Annotated in this window: 16 protein-coding genes; 3 read left to right on the forward strand and 13 right to left on the reverse strand. The window is 73.3% G+C overall.

The window, feature by feature from the left end:
• Positions 1-105: 105 nt before the first annotated feature.
• Genes ACFPA8_RS13985 through ACFPA8_RS14005 form a run of 5 tightly spaced genes read right to left on the reverse strand, consistent with a single transcriptional unit; the run spans position 106 to position 6079 of the window.
• On the reverse strand, positions 106-906 hold the full coding sequence (locus tag ACFPA8_RS13985) for a type III pantothenate kinase (protein WP_386447757.1): 801 nt from the start codon (positions 904-906) through the stop codon (positions 106-108).
• Positions 906-2054 carry a carboxylating nicotinate-nucleotide diphosphorylase gene (nadC, locus tag ACFPA8_RS13990; RefSeq protein WP_386447760.1) on the reverse strand — a complete coding sequence of 383 codons (1149 nt, stop codon included), beginning with the start codon at positions 2052-2054 and terminating at the stop codon, positions 906-908. The genes ACFPA8_RS13985 and nadC overlap by 1 nt, the downstream gene beginning before the upstream one ends.
• Positions 2055-2064: 10 nt before the next feature.
• Entirely contained in the window at positions 2065-4017 is a 1953-nt protein-coding gene (locus ACFPA8_RS13995; protein WP_386449423.1) for an L-aspartate oxidase, read from the reverse strand.
• Positions 4018-4058: 41 nt separating this feature from the next.
• Positions 4059-5141, reverse strand: a complete 1083-nt coding sequence (panC, locus tag ACFPA8_RS14000) for a pantoate--beta-alanine ligase (protein WP_386447763.1) — start codon at positions 5139-5141, stop codon at positions 4059-4061.
• Positions 5138-6079 (reverse strand): Rossmann-like and DUF2520 domain-containing protein, encoded by a 942-nt coding sequence (locus tag ACFPA8_RS14005; RefSeq protein ID WP_386447766.1) that lies wholly within the window; start codon positions 6077-6079, stop codon positions 5138-5140. The genes panC and ACFPA8_RS14005 overlap by 4 nt, the downstream gene beginning before the upstream one ends.
• 271 nt (positions 6080-6350) lie before the next feature.
• Here ACFPA8_RS14005 and ACFPA8_RS14010 point away from each other — a divergent pair, with 271 nt between their 5' ends.
• Positions 6351-7520 (forward strand): threonine aldolase family protein, encoded by a 1170-nt coding sequence (locus tag ACFPA8_RS14010; RefSeq protein WP_386447769.1) that lies wholly within the window; start codon positions 6351-6353, stop codon positions 7518-7520.
• A gap of 38 nt (positions 7521-7558) precedes the next feature.
• Here ACFPA8_RS14010 and ACFPA8_RS14015 read toward each other — a convergent pair whose 3' ends face one another.
• Together ACFPA8_RS14015 and ACFPA8_RS14020 are read right to left on the reverse strand one after the other, a co-directional pair.
• Positions 7559-8245 (reverse strand): response regulator, encoded by a 687-nt coding sequence (locus ACFPA8_RS14015; protein ID WP_386447772.1) that lies wholly within the window; start codon positions 8243-8245, stop codon positions 7559-7561.
• Positions 8246-8324: 79 nt separating this feature from the next.
• Positions 8325-9569 carry a sensor histidine kinase gene (locus ACFPA8_RS14020; protein WP_386447775.1) on the reverse strand — a complete coding sequence of 415 codons (1245 nt, stop codon included), beginning with the start codon at positions 9567-9569 and terminating at the stop codon, positions 8325-8327.
• 177 nt (positions 9570-9746) lie between these two features.
• Here ACFPA8_RS14020 and ACFPA8_RS14025 point away from each other — a divergent pair, with 177 nt between their 5' ends.
• The gene (locus tag ACFPA8_RS14025; protein WP_386447778.1) at positions 9747-10943 is read left to right on the forward strand and encodes an SAM-dependent methyltransferase; all 1197 of its coding nucleotides are present in this window, start codon (positions 9747-9749) and stop codon (positions 10941-10943) included.
• Between the two features lie 27 nt (positions 10944-10970).
• On the opposite strand, the gene ACFPA8_RS14030 is transcribed toward ACFPA8_RS14025, so the two are convergent.
• Both ACFPA8_RS14030 and ACFPA8_RS14035 read right to left on the reverse strand, forming a co-directional pair.
• Positions 10971-12371, reverse strand: coding sequence for a PH domain-containing protein (locus tag ACFPA8_RS14030; RefSeq protein WP_386449425.1), 1401 nt, complete (start codon positions 12369-12371; stop codon positions 10971-10973).
• 5 nt (positions 12372-12376) lie between these two features.
• Complete coding sequence (locus ACFPA8_RS14035) at positions 12377-12967, reverse strand: PH domain-containing protein (RefSeq protein WP_386447781.1); 591 nt, start codon at positions 12965-12967, stop codon at positions 12377-12379.
• A gap of 104 nt (positions 12968-13071) precedes the next feature.
• Here ACFPA8_RS14035 and ACFPA8_RS14040 point away from each other — a divergent pair, with 104 nt between their 5' ends.
• Positions 13072-14265, forward strand: coding sequence for an NADH-quinone oxidoreductase subunit D (locus ACFPA8_RS14040; protein WP_386447784.1), 1194 nt, complete (start codon positions 13072-13074; stop codon positions 14263-14265).
• A 109-nt stretch (positions 14266-14374) separates the two neighbouring features.
• Here ACFPA8_RS14040 and ACFPA8_RS14045 read toward each other — a convergent pair whose 3' ends face one another.
• The 4 genes from ACFPA8_RS14045 to ACFPA8_RS14060 all read right to left on the reverse strand — a co-directional run bounded on the left by ACFPA8_RS14045 (position 14375) and on the right by ACFPA8_RS14060 (position 19204).
• Positions 14375-16198, reverse strand: a complete 1824-nt coding sequence (locus ACFPA8_RS14045) for a hypothetical protein (RefSeq protein ID WP_386447787.1) — start codon at positions 16196-16198, stop codon at positions 14375-14377.
• 351 nt (positions 16199-16549) lie between these two features.
• A complete protein-coding gene (locus ACFPA8_RS14050) occupies positions 16550-17458 on the reverse strand; it encodes an ABC transporter substrate-binding protein (RefSeq protein ID WP_386449426.1) in 909 nt (302 codons plus the stop codon).
• A gap of 163 nt (positions 17459-17621) precedes the next feature.
• Complete coding sequence (locus ACFPA8_RS14055; RefSeq protein ID WP_386449428.1) at positions 17622-18401, reverse strand: ABC transporter permease; 780 nt, start codon at positions 18399-18401, stop codon at positions 17622-17624.
• A gap of 2 nt (positions 18402-18403) precedes the next feature.
• On the reverse strand, positions 18404-19204 hold the full coding sequence (locus tag ACFPA8_RS14060) for an ABC transporter permease (RefSeq protein ID WP_386449429.1): 801 nt from the start codon (positions 19202-19204) through the stop codon (positions 18404-18406).
• Between the last annotated feature and the right edge of the window lie 55 nt (positions 19205-19259).

Here is a 19259-nt window from a genome sequence, read left to right on the forward strand (position 1 = left end):
CCGCCCTGGGCCGGGCCGGGCGGCTCGGCGGGGGCGGGCGGCTCCGCGGCGGCGGACGGGGCGACGGACGGACCGGCGGACGGACCGGCGGACGGGCGGGGCGGACTACGAGGAGCGGCTGACGTTGCGCTCGTAGACGAGCCGGAGGCCGATGAGCGTGAGCCACGGCTCGTGCTCGTCGATGGCCGCCGCCTCGCCCAGCACCATCGGGGCCAGGCCGCCGGTGGCGATGACGGTCACGTCGTCGGGGTCGTCGGTGAGCTCCCGTGCGATGCGGTCGACGACCCCGTCTACCTGGCCGGCGAAGCCGTAGAGGATGCCGGACTGCATGGCCTCGACGGTGTTCTTGCCGATGACGCTCCGCGGGCGGGCCAGTTCGATCTTGCGGAGCTGGGCGCCCTTCACGCCGAGGGCGTCGACGGAGATCTCGATACCGGGGGCGATGACGCCGCCGACGTACTCGCCGCGCGCCGAGACCGCGTCGAAGGTCGTGGCCGTACCGAAGTCGACGACGACGCACGGTCCGCCGTACAGCTCGACCGCCGCCAGGGCGTTGATGATGCGGTCGGCGCCGACCTCCTTGGGGTTGTCCATGAGGATCGGCACGCCCGTCTTCACGCCCGGCTCGACGAGCACCGCGGGGATGTCGCCGTAGTAGCGGCGCGTCACCTCGCGCAGCTCGTGCAGGACGGAGGGGACGGTGGAACAGATGGCGATGCCCTCGACGTTGTCGCCGAGCTCCTCGCCGAGCAGAGGGTGCATGCCCATCAGGCCCTGGAGGAGCACGGCCAGCTCGTCGGCCGTGCGGCGTGCGTCGGTGGAGATGCGCCAGTGCTCGACGATGTCGTCACCGTCGAAGAGGCCCAGCACTGTGTGGGTGTTTCCGACGTCGATGGTCAGCAGCATCAGACATCCACCTCTTCGCGGTCGTCGTCTGTGTCCGGGGCGTGCCCGCCCTCGCGGAGGTCGAGCCCGATGTCGAGGATCGGGGAGGAGTGGGTGAGCGATCCGACGGCGAGGAAGTCGACGCCTGTGGCGGCGTACTCCGCGGCGTTCTCCAGGGAGAGGCGTCCCGAGGACTCCAGCTGGGCTCGCCCCGCGACGAGCGTCACGGCGGCGGCCGTCTCGTCGGGGGTGAAGTTGTCGAGCAGGATGAGGTCGGCGCCCTCGGCGAGGACCGGCTCGATCTGGTCGAGACGGTCGACCTCCACCTCGATGGGTACGTCCGGGAACTCCCGGCGTACGAGTCTGAACGCCTCGGCGACCCCGCCCGCCGCGACGACGTGGTTGTCCTTGATCAGCGCGGCGTCGGAGAGGGAGAAGCGGTGGTTGGTGCCGCCGCCGCAGCGGACCGCGTACTTCTCCAGGGCACGCAGGCCCGGCGTCGTCTTGCGGGTGTCGCGGACGCGGGTCTCCGCGCGGGTCGCGTCGGCGGCCGCCGCTGTGGCGGCGCGGCTGAGCACGTCGGTCCAGCGGCGCGTGACGGTGGCGATGCCCGACAGGCGGCAGAGCAGGTTCAGCGCGCTGCGCTCCGCCGTGAGCAGGTCCCGGGTGCGGGTGCGGACGGTCAGCAGCCGCTGCCCGGCCACGACGCGATCGCCGTCCTCGACGTGGCGCTCCACCTCGAACTCGTCGGTGCAGACCACGGACAGGACGGCTTCCGCGACGTGCAGCCCGGCGACCGTGCCGTCCTCCCGGGCGGTGAAGTCCCCCGTGGAGACGGCGTCTTCGGGAATGGTGGCCACTGTCGTGACGTCCACGCCGTGATCGAGGTCCTCCTCGATGGCGAGGTGCGCGATGTCCTCGACCTGTACGGGGTCGAGGCCGGCGCCGGCGAGGAGCGCGGCCAGGTCGGGGTCGAGTCCGCAGTCGAGAGGGTCGAGGCCGTACGGGCTGTCCGCCGCGGCTGCGTCCGAGCAGCCGCAGGCGTCCCCGCAGCCGCCGCCGGAGCCCGGCGCCATGGCCGGGGCGCCCGGGCCGCCGATCTGGAGCAGGGGCACGTCGACGGGCTGGGGGCGTCGCTCCTCCGGTGAGTCCGGGAAGGGGCTGGTCACGGCTTCTCCATCAAGGGTGTGAGGGTGGCCTGGCCGTGTGGCGGCCGTGGGGCTGTGCGGGCTGGGTCGGCTGTGCGGGGTGAGGTGCGGGTCGTACGGGCTGGGCGTCCGGCGGCTGGTCCGTGGACCGTTCCCGCGGCGGGCGGCGCCGCGGAACGGTCGGGGGAAAGGCCGTCGTCCGGGTCGTCCGGACGTCGAGACTACGGCCCCCCTCCCGCAGCTCCACGACGAGGTGGCGGCCCCAGGCCGCATCGTCGCGCCCGGGGTGGTCCTCGCGCCAGTGGCAGCCGCGGGTCTCGTGCCGCCGCAGTGCCGCGGCGACGAGCACGCGTGCGACGAGAAGGAGGTTCGCCGTCTCCCAGCTCTCCACACCGGGGTCGGCGGGCTTGTCCGCGGCGCCGGCGACGACCGCCTCGAGGCTGGCCGCGGCCTCGGTCAGGCTCGCCTCGGAGCGGAGCACTCCCGCGCCGCCCGTCATGACGCGCTGGATGACGGGCCGGGCCTCGGGCGGAAGCAGGGGGGCGACGGGCAGCCCGCCGGGAACGCCGGAGTGCTCGGCGGCTCCCGCGCGGGCGGCGGGGTCCCCGGCCCCGGTCCCGGCCCCGGAGAACGGCGTGCGGGACGTGAGGTCCCCGGCGAGGTCTCCGGCGATGTGCTCGGCGATCCGCTCCGCGAAGACGAGCCCCTCCAGGAGGCTGTTGGAGGCGAGGCGGTTCGCGCCGTGCACGCCGGTGCAGGCGACCTCGCCGCAGGCGTAGAGCCCCGGCACAGTCGTACGTCCGTACAGGTCCGTACGGACACCGCCGCTGGCGTAGTGGGCCGCGGGCGCCACGGGAACGAGCTCCGTCACCGGGTCGATGCCGTGGCTGCGGCAGGCGTCGAGGATGGTGGGGAAGCGGCTCTCCCACATCCGGGCGCCGAAGTGACGGGCGTCGAGGAACATGTGCTCCGTGCCCGGCTCGGCGCCCTGCTCGGCCGCCCGGCGCATGATCGCCTTCGCCACGATGTCCCGCGGCGCCAGTTCGGCGAGTTCGTGCTGCCCCGTCATGAAGCGCACGCCGCCTGCGTCCACGAGGTGGGCGCCCTCTCCCCGTACGGCCTCGGAGATCAGGGGCTGCTGGCCCTCCGCGTCCGCCCCGAGATAGAGCACCGTCGGATGGAACTGGACGAACTCCAGGTCGCTCACCTCCGCGCCCGCGCGCAGCGCGAGTGCGACACCGTCACCGGTGGAGACCGACGGGTTGGTGGTCGCCGAGAACACCTGGCCCATGCCGCCGGTCGCGAGCACCACTGCCGGGGCGTGCACCGCTCCGACGCCGTCGTGCTGGCCCTCGCCCATGACATGGAGGGTGACGCCGGCCGTGGCACCGTCCGGGGTCCGGAGCAGATCCAGCACGAGTGCGTTCTCGACCGTGCGGACACTCGTACGGCCGTCCCGCACCGCGTCGACCAGTGCGCGCGAGATCTCGGCACCCGTCGCGTCGCCGCCCGCGTGGGCGATGCGGCGCCGGTGGTGGCCGCCCTCGCGGGTCAGTTCGATCCGGCCGGTGCTCGCGTCGGTGTCGAACTGCGCCCCGGTCGTGATGAGGCGGCGTACGGCGGCGGGGCCTTCCGTCACGAGGAGGCGGACGGCCTCCTCGTCGCACAGGCCGGCGCCCGCCACGAGGGTGTCGTCGAGATGCTGGGCCGGGCTGTCGCCCTCGCCGAGAGCCGCGGCGATGCCGCCCTGCGCCCAGCGGGTCGACCCGTCATCGAGTCGGGCCTTCGTGACGACGACCGTGTCCATGCCTGCGGCGGCGCACCGGAGGGCGGCGGTCAGTCCGGCGACGCCGGAGCCGACGACCACGACGTCCGCGTCGATGCGCCAGCCGGGCGCGGGGGCGCGGAGGGCGGCGCGCGCGGCGGGTATGCCCTGCTGCGCCTGTCCGGAGCCCTGCTCGGGCGGCTGGTCCGGCTGGTCCATGGGCTGGTCCGGCTGGTCCGTGGGCTGGTCCGTGCGGCCGGTCACCGGCGTACCCCCAGAAGGTCCATGGGAAGGGTGACGTTGTCGATGAGCCGGGTGCTTCCCACCCGCGCGGCGACGGCCAGCACGGCCTCGGGTCCGTCGGGTGCCTCGGGCCCGTCAGACCCGTCAGGCACGTCGGAGGAGCCTCGGACGCGCGCCGTGTCCGGCCCACGTGCCGTGAGCTCTGTGAAGTCGGCGGGGTCGATGAGCGCCAAGTAGTCGACGCCGAGGGGTGGTTCGGCATGGGCCGCCGCTTCGAGGACGGCGCGCGCGGCTGCCAGCGCGGCGTCGGCGCCGCCGCCGTCCCGGAGCGTGTCACGGGCGGCGAAGAGGCCACGGGAGAGGGCGAGGGCGCTCTCCCGCTCGGCGGGTGAGAGATAACGGTTGCGGCTGGAGAGCGCCAGACCGTCCGGCTCACGGACCGTCGGAACGCCGACGATCCGCACGGGGAAGTTGAGATCCCGCACCATCCGCCGGATCAGGGCGAGTTGCTGTGCGTCCTTCTGCCCGTACAGCGAGATGTCCGGGGCCGTCAGGTGGAGAAGCTTGGCGACGACGGTCAGCATTCCGTCGAAGTGGCCCGGCCTGTACGCCCCTTCGAAACGGTCGCCCATCGGTCCCGCGGCGATGCGGACCTGCGGCCCCGCCCCCGACGGATCCGCCGCCGATCCGGGGTAGACCTCCTCGACCGAGGGTGCGAAGACCACGTCCGCGCCCGCCTCTTCGGCGAGGCGAAGATCGGCGTCGAGGGTGCGGGGGTAGCGGTCGAGATCCTCGGACGGCCCGAACTGAAGGGGGTTCACGAAGACGGTGACGACCACCAGCCCCTGCGCGCCGACACGTTCGCGAGCCGTACGGATGAGGGAGGCGTGACCGGCGTGCAGAGCCCCCATCGTCATGACGGCGGCCCTGAGGCATGGCTCGGCACTGCTCAACTGTGCGGCCGTCTCGCGCAGTTCGACCGCGGTACGCACAAGCCGTATGCCGCCAGGGGCAGTCGGGGACGGCTCCGGCGTGCCACCGGCCGACTGGCCCGGTGCGCTCCCCACGGTAGTGCTCGCGTGTCCTGAGGTGCGGTTCACTGGCCTCGGCCTCCTTCGGACAGTACGTCGAGCAGGTCCTCGGCGCGTTCGGGTTCGAGGAGGCCGTGGGCGAGGGCGCGGTCCGCCGTCGCGCGCGCCATGGCCAGGTAGCCGGCGACCATGCGGGGTGCGTGGGCGCCCAGTTCGGAGATGTGCGCCGAGACCGTACCGGCGTCGCCGCGGGCGACGGGGCCGGTGAGCGCGGCGTCGCCGGAGCGCAGGGCGTTGTCGAGCGCGGCGCCGAGCAGCGGCCCGAGCATGCGGTCCGGAGCCTCGACGCCGGAGGCGCGCAGCAGCTCCATGGCCTGGTTGACGAGCGTGACGAGATGGTTGGCGCCGATGGCGAGTGCCGCGTGGTAGAGGGGGCGGGCCTCTTCGGCGATCCACTCGGGTTCGCCGCCCATCTCGATGACGAGGGCCTGCGCGGCGAGCCGCAGCTCTTCGGGCGCCGTGACGCCGAAGGAGCAGCCGGCGAGGCGCTGCACGTCGACGGGTGTGCCGGTGAAGGTCATCACGGGGTGCAGTGCGAGCGGCAACGCCCCTGCGCGCAGGGCGGGTTGCAGAACGCGGGCGCCGTACCGTCCCGAGGTGTGCGCGATGAGCTGGCCCTGACGTACGGCGCCCGTCTCCGCGAGGCCCGTGACCAGCCCCGGCAGCGCGTCGTCGGGCACGGTGAGCAGGACGAGATCGGCGCGGGCCAGCACCTCGGCCGGGTCGACGAGCGGCACCCCGGGCAGCAGCTCCGCGGCGCGGCGCCGCGAGCGCTCGGAGACGCCCGACGCTGCGACGGGGCGGTGCCCGGCGAGCCGCAGTGCGGCCGCCAGCGCCGGGCCGACGCGGCCGGTGCCGACGACGCCGACGTCGAGGCGCGCGGGACGGTCCTCTGCCCTGGTCCCCCGGGCTGCATCCGGGGGCGGGTCTGGGTGCTGTGGGTTCACGGGCGGGGAGCCTTCCGTCTGCCGTTCCGGTCCTCGCGGGTACCGGACGTCTCCCCGCCATGCTATGCCTTCGGCGGAGCGCGGGGACGCGGGCGGTTCGCCGCCGCGTAACCCCCCGTCGCAGGGGCGGCGGTTCCACGGCCGTGCGCGGCCGGGGTACGCGTTTTTCCGGCGGACCCACGTCGGCGCCTGCCGGGCCCGCGGCGCGGTACGCCCGGCACCGTACGGAAATCGCTGGTGCCCCTTCGTCCGCGGGCGCGAGGATGCCGCCATGACCGACTCGGAGCGGGACAGACGCAGACGGCAGCTCGACGCGTGGGGCGGCGCCACGCGCACCCTCGCTCCGGTCCCCGGGCGGGAGCGCATCGGTGAGCGGCTGGCGCGGCTGTCCGAGCAGGGCGCCCAGGTGTACGACTTCGGCGACTGGACCGATCAGTACGGCAGCGAGGACGGCGTCGTCGGCGAGCTGGAGCGGCGTACGGCCGCCGCGCTGGGCATGGAGGCCGCGGCCTTCTTCCCCACGGGGACCATGGCTCAGCAGGTGGCGCTGCGCTGCTGGGCGGGCCGTACGGGGAACGACACCGTGGCGCTGCATCCCCTGGCGCATCCGCTGGTCTGTGAGCGGGACGCTCTCCAGCTGCTGGCCGGACTCCGCGTCGTCCGTCCGACGGCAGAGCCGCGCATGCCCACCGCTGCCGAAGTACGGGACACTGACGAGCCGTTCGGCACCCTGATGCTCGAACTGCCGCTGCGCGAGGCCGGGTTCGTGCTGCCCACCTGGGACGAGCTGACGGCGACCGTCGAGGCGGCCCGTGAACGGGAGGCCGTCGTGCACTTCGACGGGGCCCGGCTGTGGGAGACAGTCACGCACTTCGGTCAGCCGCTGCCGGCTGTCGCCTCACTCGCGGACACCGTCTACGTCAGCTTCTACAAGTCTCTGGGCGGCCTGTCCGGGGCGGCTCTCGCCGGCCCGTCGACCCTGATCGAAGAGGCCGTCGCATGGCGGCACAGGTACGGCGGTCAGCTCTTCCAGCAGTGGCCGGCCGCGCTCGCCGCCCTGGCCGGGCTGGACCTCGAACTGCCACGGCTGCCCGAGTACGTGCGGCACGCGGCGACAGTGGCCGGGGCCCTGCACGAGGCGCTGGCCGGGTCCGGCCTGCCGTGGTGGCGGGTGTGGCCGCGGGTGCCGCACACGCACCAGTTCCAGGTCTGGCTGCCGTACGAGGCCGAGGAGTTGACCGAGGCGGGTGTGCGCCAGGCGGAGGAGACGGGAACGGTGCTTTTCAGGCGGTGGTCACGGCCGCCGGGCGCACCGCCCGGGACCGCGTCGGCCGAGGTGACGGTGGCCGGGCCCGGACTGTCGTGGAGTGCGGAGGACGTACGCGCGGCGGTCGCCGAGTTCCTGGAGATACACGCGTCCGCGGCGCCTTCCGGGTCCTGAAGCCACGGCCGCCGCGGCCTTGCCGGACGGCACGGTCGTCACGCGGCGCCGCCTCCCGCCTGGACCAGCCGCGTCTCGTACGCGAGAACCACGGCCTGCACGCGGTCGCGCAGTCCGAGCTTCGCCAGGATGCGGCCGACGTGGGTCTTCACCGTCGCCTCCGACAGCACGAGCTGGGCGGCGATCTCTCCGTTGGAGAGGCCCTGCGCGACGAGGGTGAGGACCTCCGTCTCCCGGTCGGTCAGCCGCTCCAGGCCCCGGGCGAGGGGCTCGGACGTCGCGGAGGGCAGCACGGTCGAGAACCGGTCGATGAGGCGGCGGGTGGTGCTCGGCGCGACCACGGCGTCGCCGCTGTGCACGGCGCGTATGGCGGCGAGGAGGTCGCCCGGCGGCACGTCCTTGAGCATGAAGCCGCTGGCGCCCGCCTTGAGCGCGGAGAAGGCGTACTCGTCGAGGTCGAAGGTGGTGAGGATCAGCACCTTCGGTGCGCTCGGGCCGCCCTCGCCTCCCGCACAGATACGGCGGGTCGCCTCGACGCCGTCGACGTTCGGCATCCGCACGTCCATCAGCACGACGTCGACGGCTGTGGAACGCAGTTGCGCCAGGGCCTCTGCGCCGTCACCCGCCTCGGCGACGACCTCCATGTCCTCCTGCGCGGTCAGCACCATGCGGAAACCGGTGCGCAGCAGCGCCTGATCGTCGACGAGCATCACGCGGATGGTCATGGGTTGTCCCTTCGAGGGGTGGGCGAGGGTGGTCGGAGTGGGGTCCCGGGGGCGGCCGGGTCCGGCGACCGGTGCGGGGTCAGTGCGCGGCCTTCAACGGCAGGACCGCGCATATCCGGAAACCGCCGCCCGGACGCGGGCCGGTCTCCAGGCTGCCGCCGACCATGCCGACGCGTTCGCGCATGCCGATGAGGCCGTGGCCGAGTCCGTCGGTGCCGCCCTCCTCGTACATGTCGCGGTCCGCGCCCCGTCCGTCGTCCTCGGCGAGCAGGGCCAGTTCGTCGGGACCGTAGTGGAGGCGGACGGTGGCGCCGACATCCGGTCCGCCGTGCTTGCGGGAGTTGGTCAGCGCCTCCTGCACGACGCGGTAGGCGGTGAGTTCGATGCTGCTGGGCAGCGGGCGCGGTGTCCCCTCGATGGCGAAGTTCACGGTGAGGCCGGCGCCGCGTACCTGCTCGATCAGTTCCGAGAGCTGGTCGACGCCGGGCTGCGGGACGTACTCGCCGGCGCCGTCGCGTCCGGAGGCGCCGTCCGCACCGCTTTCGCCGGTGCGCAGCACGCCCAGCAGGCGGCGCATCTCCGCAAGTGCCTGACGGCCCGTGCCCGAGATCGTGGAGAGCGCCTGCTTCGCCTGGTCGGGGGCGGAGTCGAGGACATACGCGGCACCGTCGGCCTGCACCACCATCACCGAGACGTTGTGGGCGACGACGTCGTGCAGCTCCCGCGCGATGCGGGCACGTTCGGCCGCGGCCGCGATCTTGGTCTGTGCCTCCCGCTCCTTCTCGAGCCGGGTGGCGCGCTCCTCCAGCTGCGCGTAGTAGGCCCGCCGGGTACGCAGCGAGTCCCCCAGCACCCAGGCGAGCACGAACGTGACCGTGAGGAAGATGTCACCGAGGATCGTGCCGGCGAGGGTCTGGTTGTCGTCGGGCCAGCGGAGCGTCGCAATGGTGGGCGCCGCGACGGCCCCGCCCAGAGCGAACCGGGACGCCCAGCGGATGTTGCGGGACGCCACCGTGAAGACGATCACCAGCATGGCGAAGTTGCCGGGCCCCACGTCGACGTGCGTCACCACCTGTGCGACGCCGGTCCCCGTGGTGAGGACCAGCATCTTCTCCGGGGCGCGCCGGCGGAGCGCGACCACCAGGCACAACGCGAGGACGATCGGGACGGCCGCGGTCTGCTCCTTCGGCCCCTGCGGCAGACCTTCGCTGTCGGACTCGACGCTCGAGATGAACCACACCGCCGAGATCATCAGCAGCAGGACAGCCCAGCAGCTGTCCACCCAGGTGGGGTGCCGGCGGATGAAATCGTAAATGCGGTTCACATCACCCAGCGTATGAAGGGCGAGTACGTCCCGGGGTCAGCCCGGCGACCGATACAGGGGCCGTGCATCTACTCCCCAAGGTGGAGGAGGCGGCTCCGGCGCACTGCCCGCTGCCCGTCGCCCGCTGCCTGTTGCCCGGTGCCCGTCGCCCGTCGCCCGCTGCCCTAGCGTGGTCCCGTGAACGAGCCCGAGAACCGGTCTCATCCCGGCGGCGGCCGGAGCGACGACCGGTGGACGACCTGGCGTGCGGCGGCGGAACGCGCGCTCTACGGCGCGGACGGGGAGCCGGAAGGCGGAGGACGGGCCACGGTGGGATTCTTCGTGCGCGAGCGGCCCGGCTCCCATTTCCGTACGTCCGTGCACGCCTCACCGCTCTTCGCGGAAGCGGTGGCGCGGCTGCTGCTGTACGTCGACGAGGCGCTCGCCCGTCCCGCCGAGCTGACGCTGGTGGACGTCGGGGCAGGCGCGGGAGAGTTGCTGGCCGGGGTGCTCGCCGCGCTTCCGGCGGAGGCCGCGGGCCGCGTACGCCCGTACGCCGTCGAACGTGCGCCCCGTCCGGAAGGGCTGGACGAGCGCATCGTCTGGACGCCCGAACTGCCCACCGGAGCGGGGCTGGTGGGGCTGCTCTTCGCGAACGAATGGCTCGACAACGTGCCCGTCGACGTGGTGGAGACCGCCCCCGACGGCGTGCCGCACACGGTGCTCGTACGGCCCGCCGACGGGGCGGAGCGGCTCGGCGGACCGCTGGGCGAAGGTCCCGACGCCGACTGGCTGACGGACTGGTGGCCCCTCGGCCCGGAGGACCCGCCGGCTACGGGGGCCCCCCGTCCCGGCGCGGCTGCCCGTCCCGGGGCCGGTCTGCGAGCGGAGATCGGCCGTCCCCGCGACGAGGCGTGGGCAGCGGCCGTCCGCACTCTCGACCGCGGCCTCGCCGTCGCCGTCGACTACGCGCACTCCCGCGACGACCGTCCGCCCTTCGGCACGCTCACCGGTTACCTCGACGGCCGCGAGACCCGCCCGGTGCCCGACGGCGGCCGCGACCTGACCGCCCACGTGGCGCTCGACGCCTGTGCCGCGGCCGGAGCTCTGGCAGCGGAAGAGAAGCAGCCCGGCGGACGCGGGAACGGTGACGGCGGCCGGACGGACGGCACCGGCGCGGCGTCCCCGGCGCTGCTGTCCCAGCGCGATGCCCTCCGGGCGCTCGGCGTCCGCGGGACGCGGCCCCCGCTGAAGCTCGCGTCCACCGAACCCGCCGAGTACGTACGGCGGCTGGCCGCCGCGGGTGAGGCGGCGGAGTTGACCGATCCGGCGGGGCTGGGCGCCTTCAGCTGGCTGGTACAGCCCCTGGGCGGTGTCTCCTCGCCCTTCGGCTGAGTGGGCCGCGCACGGCGGACGCTCCCCTCACGTCATCCACCGTTCCGGACGTGCCTCGCGCCGCCCCAGCCGCGAACGTTCCGCCTGCGCGGAGACGAGCGCCTCCGCCTCCGTGGCGTCCCGCAGTCTCGCTGCGGTCCAGCCGTTCGCTCCATGATCGACACAGACGTCCGCGAGGCGCATCCTCCGCTGCCACGGACCCTGCTCGTAGCGGACGCTCTGCACCTTCGCGTGCGGCACCAGCGTGGTGCACCGCCGGAGCAGCCCGCTGCGCGTGACGAAGACGGCGCCGGTCACCCCGTGCCCGTAACCACGCCAGAACAGCGGCGTGCACCAGCGCGCACGCTGCGGCACCGGGGTGACGACCTCCGTCACGGCGTCGAGTCCCAGCCCGGGGAGGATCCGGCCGAGCACGTCCGCGACCGCTGCCCGGGAGGCGACGGGTATCAGCACGCCGCCCTTGTCCTTGCCCGCACCGGCGGTCTCCAGATCGACCCGCAGCCAGTCACGGCGCCGCCACAGCAGAGGCTCGGTGATCTTCACGGACTGCACGCGCCCCGGGGGTACGGTCGCGTGCTCGCGGTCCAGCAGGCCGTGATCGAGACGCAGGCCGTCCGGCGACTCGGCCACCGTCCAGTCGTACTCCTTCAGGAAACGGCCTCCAGTGCTCGCCCAGACGCCGCCCAGCGCGGGGAGGAGGGAGGCGAGCCCGGCCACGAAGCTGTCGCTGACCGCGAAGACGACGCCGGGTACCGCGATCATCGCGAGGAGGGCGCCCCAGCCCGTCCCCATCAGCAGCAGGCCCGTCACGAGAGTGCGGGTGTCCACGCGCAGCAGTTCGCGTGAGGGAGCCTCCCCCGCCTCGGGTGCGGCCTCGGGTGCGATCCCCGCAGCGCGGGCGAGGAGCTCGGCGCGCAGCTCGGCGGCGTCCCGCTCGCTGAGGAAGGCCAGTTCGTCCTTGGCCTCCGTGCCGACCACGTCCAGCTTGAGCTTCGCCACCCCGGCGACACGGGCGAGGAGCGGGCGGCCGACGTCGACGGCCTGGATGCGGTCCAGGCGGATGTGGGCGGTACGGCGGAAGACGAGGCCCGTACGGATGCGCAGCTCGGTGTCGGTGACGAGGTAGCTCGTGAACCACCAGGAGAAGAAGCCGTACGCCGCCGCCGCCGGAAGCAGCACCGCGAAGGCGACGATCAGCCACCCCGTGGTCAGGTGCGAGAACCACTCCCGGGTCCGCTGGAAGTCGTGCAGGGAGAAGGCGATCAGACCGGCGACCGGCGCCCAGGCCCGGCGCCACGGCGTGACGGGGTGGAGCCGCCGCCCGGCCGGTCGCCGCGGCGAGCCCGACTCCCCGGGCGCTTCCTGCGCCTGCGGCTCGCCGCGTACCCGCACCGCATGTTCCGGCGCTTCCCGCGCCTCCTCCGGCACGCCGCTCACAGCCCGGCCGACCGCGCGCCGCCCAGCTCCGTGAGCCGGTCACGCAGCCGCTCCGCCTCGTGCGGGACGAGACCCGGGATGGTGGCGTCCGTCGTCGCAGCCGCCGTGTGCAGCTGGAGACGGGCCAGGCCGTAGCGGCGTTCCAGCGGCCCGGACGTGACCTCGACCAGCTGCATCCGTCCGTAGGGGACGACGGTCAGCTCACGCCACAGCACGCCGCGACTGATCAGAAGGTCGTCCTCGCGCTCCGCGTACCGCCACGAGCGCCAGTTGCGCTCCATCGCGCCCCAGCCCCACGCCGCGCCCGCCAGCGGCAGCAGCGCGAAGGCGGCCCAACTCGGGCCGGCGGTCAGACCCAGCAGCGCGGCCAGCCCGAGAGCCGTCGGCAGCATCGTGAGCAGCAGGACGAGCCGCCGCACCTTCAGCAGGGCCCGCTCGACACCGTTCCACTGCTCGCCTGCGGCATGCCCGTCGAGCGCCTTCTCCGGCGCGCTCTCCGGCACCTGCCCGGAGCCGCCCCCGGAACGCTGCTCATGCCCCTGGCCGTGCCCCGGCGCCTGGCCGGGCCGACCCGTCCCCGTCGTCATGCGCCCAGCGTATGCCGCGCCCGGAAGACCGCACAGGCCTGTGGACAACGTGGAAACCGCGACCGCCCCGAGCCGTCACGGCAAGGGGTGCAAGACTGAGACCCATGAGTCAGCGGACGACGACGGGCAGCGCTGCCGGTACGCCCCGGACTGCGGGAAGGCGGACGACGGTCGGTGTGGGCGGTGCCGCCGAGAGCACCGACATGGTGCTCAACATCGGCCCCCAGCACCCCTCGACGCACGGCGTGCTGCGGCTGCGCCTCGTCCTGGACGGCGAGCTGATCAGCGAAGTCGAGCCGGTGGTCGGCTACATGCACCGCGGCGCGGAGAAGCTCTTCGAGGCCCGCGACTACCGGCAGATCATCGTCCTCGCCAACCGCCACGACTGGCTGTCCGCCTTCTCCAACGAGCTGGGCGTCGTCCTGGCCGTCGAGCGCATGCTCGGCATGGAGGTCCCCGTCCGGGCGGTGTGGATGCGGACGCTCCTCGCCGAACTCAACCGCGTGCTCAACCACTTGATGTTCCTCGGCTCCTACCCCCTGGAACTGGGCGGCATCACGCCCGTCTTCCACGCCTTCCGCGAGCGGGAGGAACTCCAGCACGTGATGGAGGAGCTGTCCGGCGGCCGGATGCACTACATGTTCAACCGGGTCGGCGGTCTGAAGGAGGACCTGCCCGCGGGCTGGCAGGGCAGGGCCAGGCAGGCGGTGGCGGACGTACGCTCCCGGATGGACGTCTTCGACCGGCTCGTCACCGGGAACGAGATCTTCCGCGGCCGCACGCGCGGAGTGGGCGTCCTCGCCCAGGAGACGGTGCACGCCTACGGTGTCAGCGGCCCGATCGCCCGCGCCTCGGGCGTCGACTTCGATCTCCGGCGTGACGAACCGTACTTGGCGTACGAGGAGCTGCAGGACACCCTCAAGGTCGTCACACGCGACGAGGGCGACTGCCTGGCACGCTTCGAGGTCCTGCTCGAACAGGCGCACAACTCGCTCGACTTGGCCGACGCCTGTCTGGACCGGCTCGCGCAGCTGCCGCCGGGCCCCGTCAACCAGCGGCTGCCGAAGGTGCTCAAGGCACCGGAGGGGTCCACGTACGCCTGGACGGAGAACCCGCTCGGCCTCAACGGCTACTACCTGGTCTCGAAGGGCGAGAAGACGCCGTACCGCCTGAAGCTGCGCTCGGCCTCGTTCAACAACATCCAGGCGCTGACGGAACTGCTCCCGGGGACCCTCGTCGCCGACATGGTGGCGATCCTGGGCTCGTTCTTCTTCGTCGTCGGGGACATCGACAAGTAATCGGCAAGTAATCGGCAAGCAGCCGTCGAGGCAGCGGTCGGGCAACGGCGCACCCCACCCGGGCGACCGGAGCACCCCTGCCGGGCTGCTCCCGCGCGGTGCGCGGGCGTCAACTGGCGTTACGGACCCGGGTCTCCTTCGGGCCCGGCTTCGTCCTGGAGCCGCCGGCCTGCCTGTGCCGGGCCTTGGACTCGGCGCTGCCGGACCTCGTGCCGCCCCCGGCCTCCGCACCGTTCGCCTTCCCGGCCGAGCCGGTTTCCTCGGACTCCTCGGTCTCCTCGGACTCCTCCGCGCCGTCGGAGCGGCCGGACGGCTTCCCTGCACCGGCCACGGAGCCGGACTGGGACGTGCCGCCTTCCGCCGGTCCTGCCGGGGACTCGTCCCCGGCCGAGCCCGCTGAACCGTCCTTCGCGGCAGGGCCCTTGCCCGTCCTGTCCGGCTCGGCTGTCTTCCCCGGCTCGGGTGCGCCCCCGGTCCTGCCCGCCGCGCCCCCGGCCGCCGGCTCCGACTCTGGCTCTGCCGCTGGCTCTGCCGCTGACTTATCCGTGCCCTGCACGTCCCGCTTGCCCGCCGCGCCCCCGGGCCGGGGACGCGGGGCGGAGGGCTTCCCGGAGGCGTCGGGCGTCTCACGGTCCGGCGAGGAGTCCTCGCCCTTCGTCGCGGCCGACGGCCCGGCGGCCGTCGCCGCGGACTCGGCACGCAGCGACGGGCCCGCCGTCCTCTCCTCCGGGTCGGCCTTCTCCTCAGCGGGCTTCGTCCCAGCCCCGGCCCTCTCCTCGCGGGCGGGCCCGGCCGGTGCGGGAACGACTCCCGCCTCCTGCGCCGACTTGCCCTGCGGGGTGGGCGCGCTCCCGGACCCGGGCGCGGCCCGGCGTGCGGTCCCGCCCACCGCCTCCCGCGGCTCGTCCGCCTCGGCCCCCGTACGGCCCGCGGTGCCCGCGCTGCCCGTACGGCCCGCGCTCCCCGTGGTGACGGCACCGCCCGTACTGCCCGTACTGCCCGTACCGCTCTTTGCGAAGGCACTGCCCGGAACGTCTGTGCCGCCCGCCGGCCGCACAGGCTCGGCGGACTCGCGCGGTTCACGCGAGCGGGGCGGTGTCGGCGCCGTCTTCTTGGCGCGCCGCTTCGGCTTGGACGTGCCCGTGCCGAAGAAGTCGAAGGCGCCGCCCTCGAGGTCCGTCCCGCGCTCGTCGGGTGCGGGCTTCGGCTTCCGGTTCGCCCGCTCCCGCTCCAGTTCCTGCTCGCGCTCCCGCTCGCGCTGTTCCTGCTCCTGGCGCTCCTTCTCCTGCTGCTCCAGCTCCTCCTGCCGCGCCTGCTCCTCACGCTCGACCTTCCGCGCGAGGTTCCGGCTGAGGTGTTTGAGCGCCTCGTTGGCCTGCAGGTACGTCAGCGGGGTCGGCGCTCCGGACGGGCTCCTGTGGTCCGTCGCCGACGACGTGAGCGCCTTCGTCGGCTCGCCGGACTCGATCTCCAGCTGCCGCCGTACCTCCAGGGCCCTCGCCCGCTCGGTCTCGGCATGGGCGTACCGCCGGAGCAGATCCGCGTGTTCGCTGCGGAGCTCGGCCAGCTCGGACCGCTTCTCGCGCAGCCGCCCCTGCAGCTTCTCGCGGGCCTCGCGGATCTCCTCGACCTCGGATTCCAGTTCGGCGTACCGCTCTTCGGCACGCCAGTCGGCGCTGGTCTGCTGTGCCTTGAGTTCGCCTACGCGTCTGCCTGCCGCCCGGTCCCAGGCGCCCAGTGTCAGCGCACCGGTGACGGCGGCCGCCGCGGCGGCGAGCGCGCAGACCCGCAGCAGCACCGTGTCCGTATCGGAGAAGCCCGGCTCGCCGAACAGCCACGCACCTCCCGCGCAGATCAGCGCGGCGGCAGCGATGCTCGCCGGAGCGAGTGACCGGTGCAGTGGCTGCGATTGGCGATGGCGTCCACGAGGCATGGCCTGGAATGTACCGTGCAAGGCTCCCGTCAGGCACCGGCCATGGGGCATTGTTACTCCCCCGCCACCCGCGGCTGTCTGCTTCGCCCTCCGCTGTCCTCTTCGGCGCCCGGACCTGGCACTGCTCTCCGCGGCCCCCGGAAACGGCCTCCCTGTGCGCGGTTCGCCGGAGCTCGGCGGCCTCCGGTGGCGCTCGGCGGCCTCCGGTGGCGCTCGGGCGGGCGGCTCACCCGCGCCGCCCGCCGCCCGCCCGGCTCGTGCAGTCCTGCCGGTTCTGCCGGTCTTCCCGCCTGTCTTCCTGCCTGTCTTCCTGCCGGTCTTCCTGGCTGTCTTCCTGCCTGTCCTGCCCGGTCAGAGCAGGTTCTTCTCCTTGAGGTACTCCTCAGCCACGTCCTTGGGCTTCTGCCGCTCGGCATCGACCTTCCGGTTGAGGTCGGTCAAGTCCTCGGTGGTGAGCACCTCGGTCAGCTCGCCCAGGGCGTCCGCCACCTTCTTGCCGCCCGCCTTCCCGGCGTTGACGACGGGCAGCACGTTGTCGGCGTTCTGCAGCTGCTTGTCGTCTTCGAGGAGGACCAGGCCGAAGTCCTCCAGCGTGGCGTCCGTGGTCGTGGTCAGCACGAGCTGGTCGGTGCCGTTCTTGACGGCTTCCTTGGCCTGGGTGGTGCCGACGCCCTTGGGGTCGATGTCCGTGATGTCGATGCCGTAGGTCTTCTCGAGACCAGGACGGCAGAACGGCCGCTCCTCGCACTCGTCGCTGGCCGCCAGCTTGATCTTCTCGCCCGACTTCCCGAGGTCCGTCAGGGTCTTGAGCTTGTGCTCGTCGGCGAAGTCCTTCGTGACGGCGAACGCGTTCTGGTCCACCGCCTCGCCTGCCGGGAGCACCTTCAGCCCGCGGGGCTTCGCCAGCTTCTCCAGCGCGGCGACGGTCTTCTTCACGTCGCTGGAGGCGACGGGCTCGGCCTTCGGCCCGTTCTTCTTCGCGTTGAGGAATTCCGCCAGCGTCGCCGCGTACTCCGGTACGACGTCGATGTCGCCCTTCTCCAGGGCGGGTTCGTACAGCTCGCGGTTCTTCAGCTTGCTGATCGACGTCTCGTAGCCCGCCTCGGTCAGCAGCTGTGCGTACAGCTCCGCCATGACCTGCGACTCGGTGAAACCCGCCGAGCCGACGACCAGTTCACCCTTGGAACCACCGTCCGCCGAGCCGCCGCCCTCCTTCTCGAGGCTGTTCCCGCCGCAGGCCGTCAGGGCCGCCGCCAGCATGGCGACACTCCCGCAGGCCGCCACCAGGCTGCGCGTGCGGCGGGGACGGCGCGCCCCGGGGGGACCCCCGTACGCCTGCTCGGGATGTGCTGCCTTGTTCATGAGATCCACCATTCGTCAGATGCCGGGTCACAGGAGGTCGGAACGCCCGGGCAGGAGGCCGTCAGGCCGTCGGCTGCGCGGGGATCACCTTTTCATCGAACTTGTCGGGCGTCGATCGGGAAGGCGAATCCGATCGCGGACCGGTGGCCGGCGGCGGCTGCGACCTGCCGCTCCGGCGGCGCCCCCGCATCGGGTCGAGAGTGCGCTGGACAACCACCAGTACGCCCTCGACCAGCAGCGCCAGCGCTGCGACGAGCGCGGCGCCCGCCACGACCTGCGGGGTGTCGTACGTGCCGAACCCCGCGGTGATGATCCGTCCCAGACCGCCGCCGCCGGGCAGCGCGGCCAGGGTGGCGGTCGCCACGACCTGCACGGCAGCCGAACGCACGCCCGTCATGATCAGCGGGAAGGCGAGCGGCACCTCCACGCGGGCCAGCAGCTGCCGGCCGGACATGCCCATGCCGCGTGCCGCTTCCACGACGTCGCGGTCGGCCTCGCGCATCCCGACGTACGTGTTCGTCAGCAGCGGCGGCAGGGCGAAGAGAACCAGCGCGATGATGGTCGGCAGGTCGCCCTGCTTGCCCAGCGGGCTCAGGGTCAGCAGCACCAGCACCGCGAACGTGGGAACCGCGCGCCCGGCGTTGGAGACGTTCACCGCCAGCGCCCCGCCGCGTCCCACGTGGCCCAGCCACAGCCCGACCGGCAGCGCGACGACGCAGGCGGCGCCGAGACAGACGGCGGTCAGGTAGAGGTGCTCGGCCAGCCTGTGGACGACGCCCTCACCGCCGGTCCAGTTGGAGCCGGTGGCCAGCCACGTCCACGCGTCCAGGAAGAAGCCCATCGTCACGCCCCCTTGCCGACGGCGACCGGAGCGGCACCGCTGCCACCGGCGCGGGACGGCCGGCGGGCGCCGCCCCCCTCGTCCGGCCCTGCCTCGGGGTCCCGGCCGCGCCGCGACCTGCCGCCGGTGCGGACCCACGGCGTCAGCAACCGCTGAAGCCCGAGCAGCAGTACGTCCGCCAGCACCGCCAGAAGCACACAGATCACCGACGCGGTCAGCACCTGCGCCCTGAAGAAGCTGTCCATGCCCTCGTAGATGAGGTTTCCGAGCCCGCCGAAACCGACGATCGCGCCGACCGTGGTGAGCGCCACCGCGGAGACCGTCGCGATGCGCACGCCGGCCATCAACGCCGGGAGGGCGAGGGGGAGTTCCACCCCGAACAGCAGCCTCCCCGGCCCGTAGCCCATGCCGCGGGCGGCCTCCCGGGCGTCGTCGGGGACGGACTCCAGCCCGGCCAGGATGTTCCGTACGAGGACGGTGAGCGAATAGAGCACCAGCCCCGTCACGACCACCGACGCGCCCACCCCGAACAACGGCAGCAGCAGGGCGTACATGGCGAGCGAGGGGACGGTGTAGAGCACCGTGGTCAGCCCCAGCACGGGGCCGTACGCGCGCTGCCAGCGCCTGGCCGCGAGCGCGAGGGGAAAGGCGACGAGCAGCGCCAGCAGCACGGAGACGACAGTGATCCACACGTGCTGGACCGTGGCGTCCGTCAGCTCCTGGCTGCGGGACGTGACGTATTCGGCGCAGATCCACTCGTTGGCGGAAAGGCAGTCGCCGGCCTTCCCCGCCGCTCCGGCCAGGACCACGGCCCCGTCAGCGCCGGACACCCAGCTCACTCCGCTCACCCCGCTCGCC

This window comes from Streptomyces ovatisporus (genome assembly GCF_042653885.1).
GTDB lineage: Bacteria > Actinomycetota > Actinomycetes > Streptomycetales > Streptomycetaceae > Streptomyces > Streptomyces ovatisporus.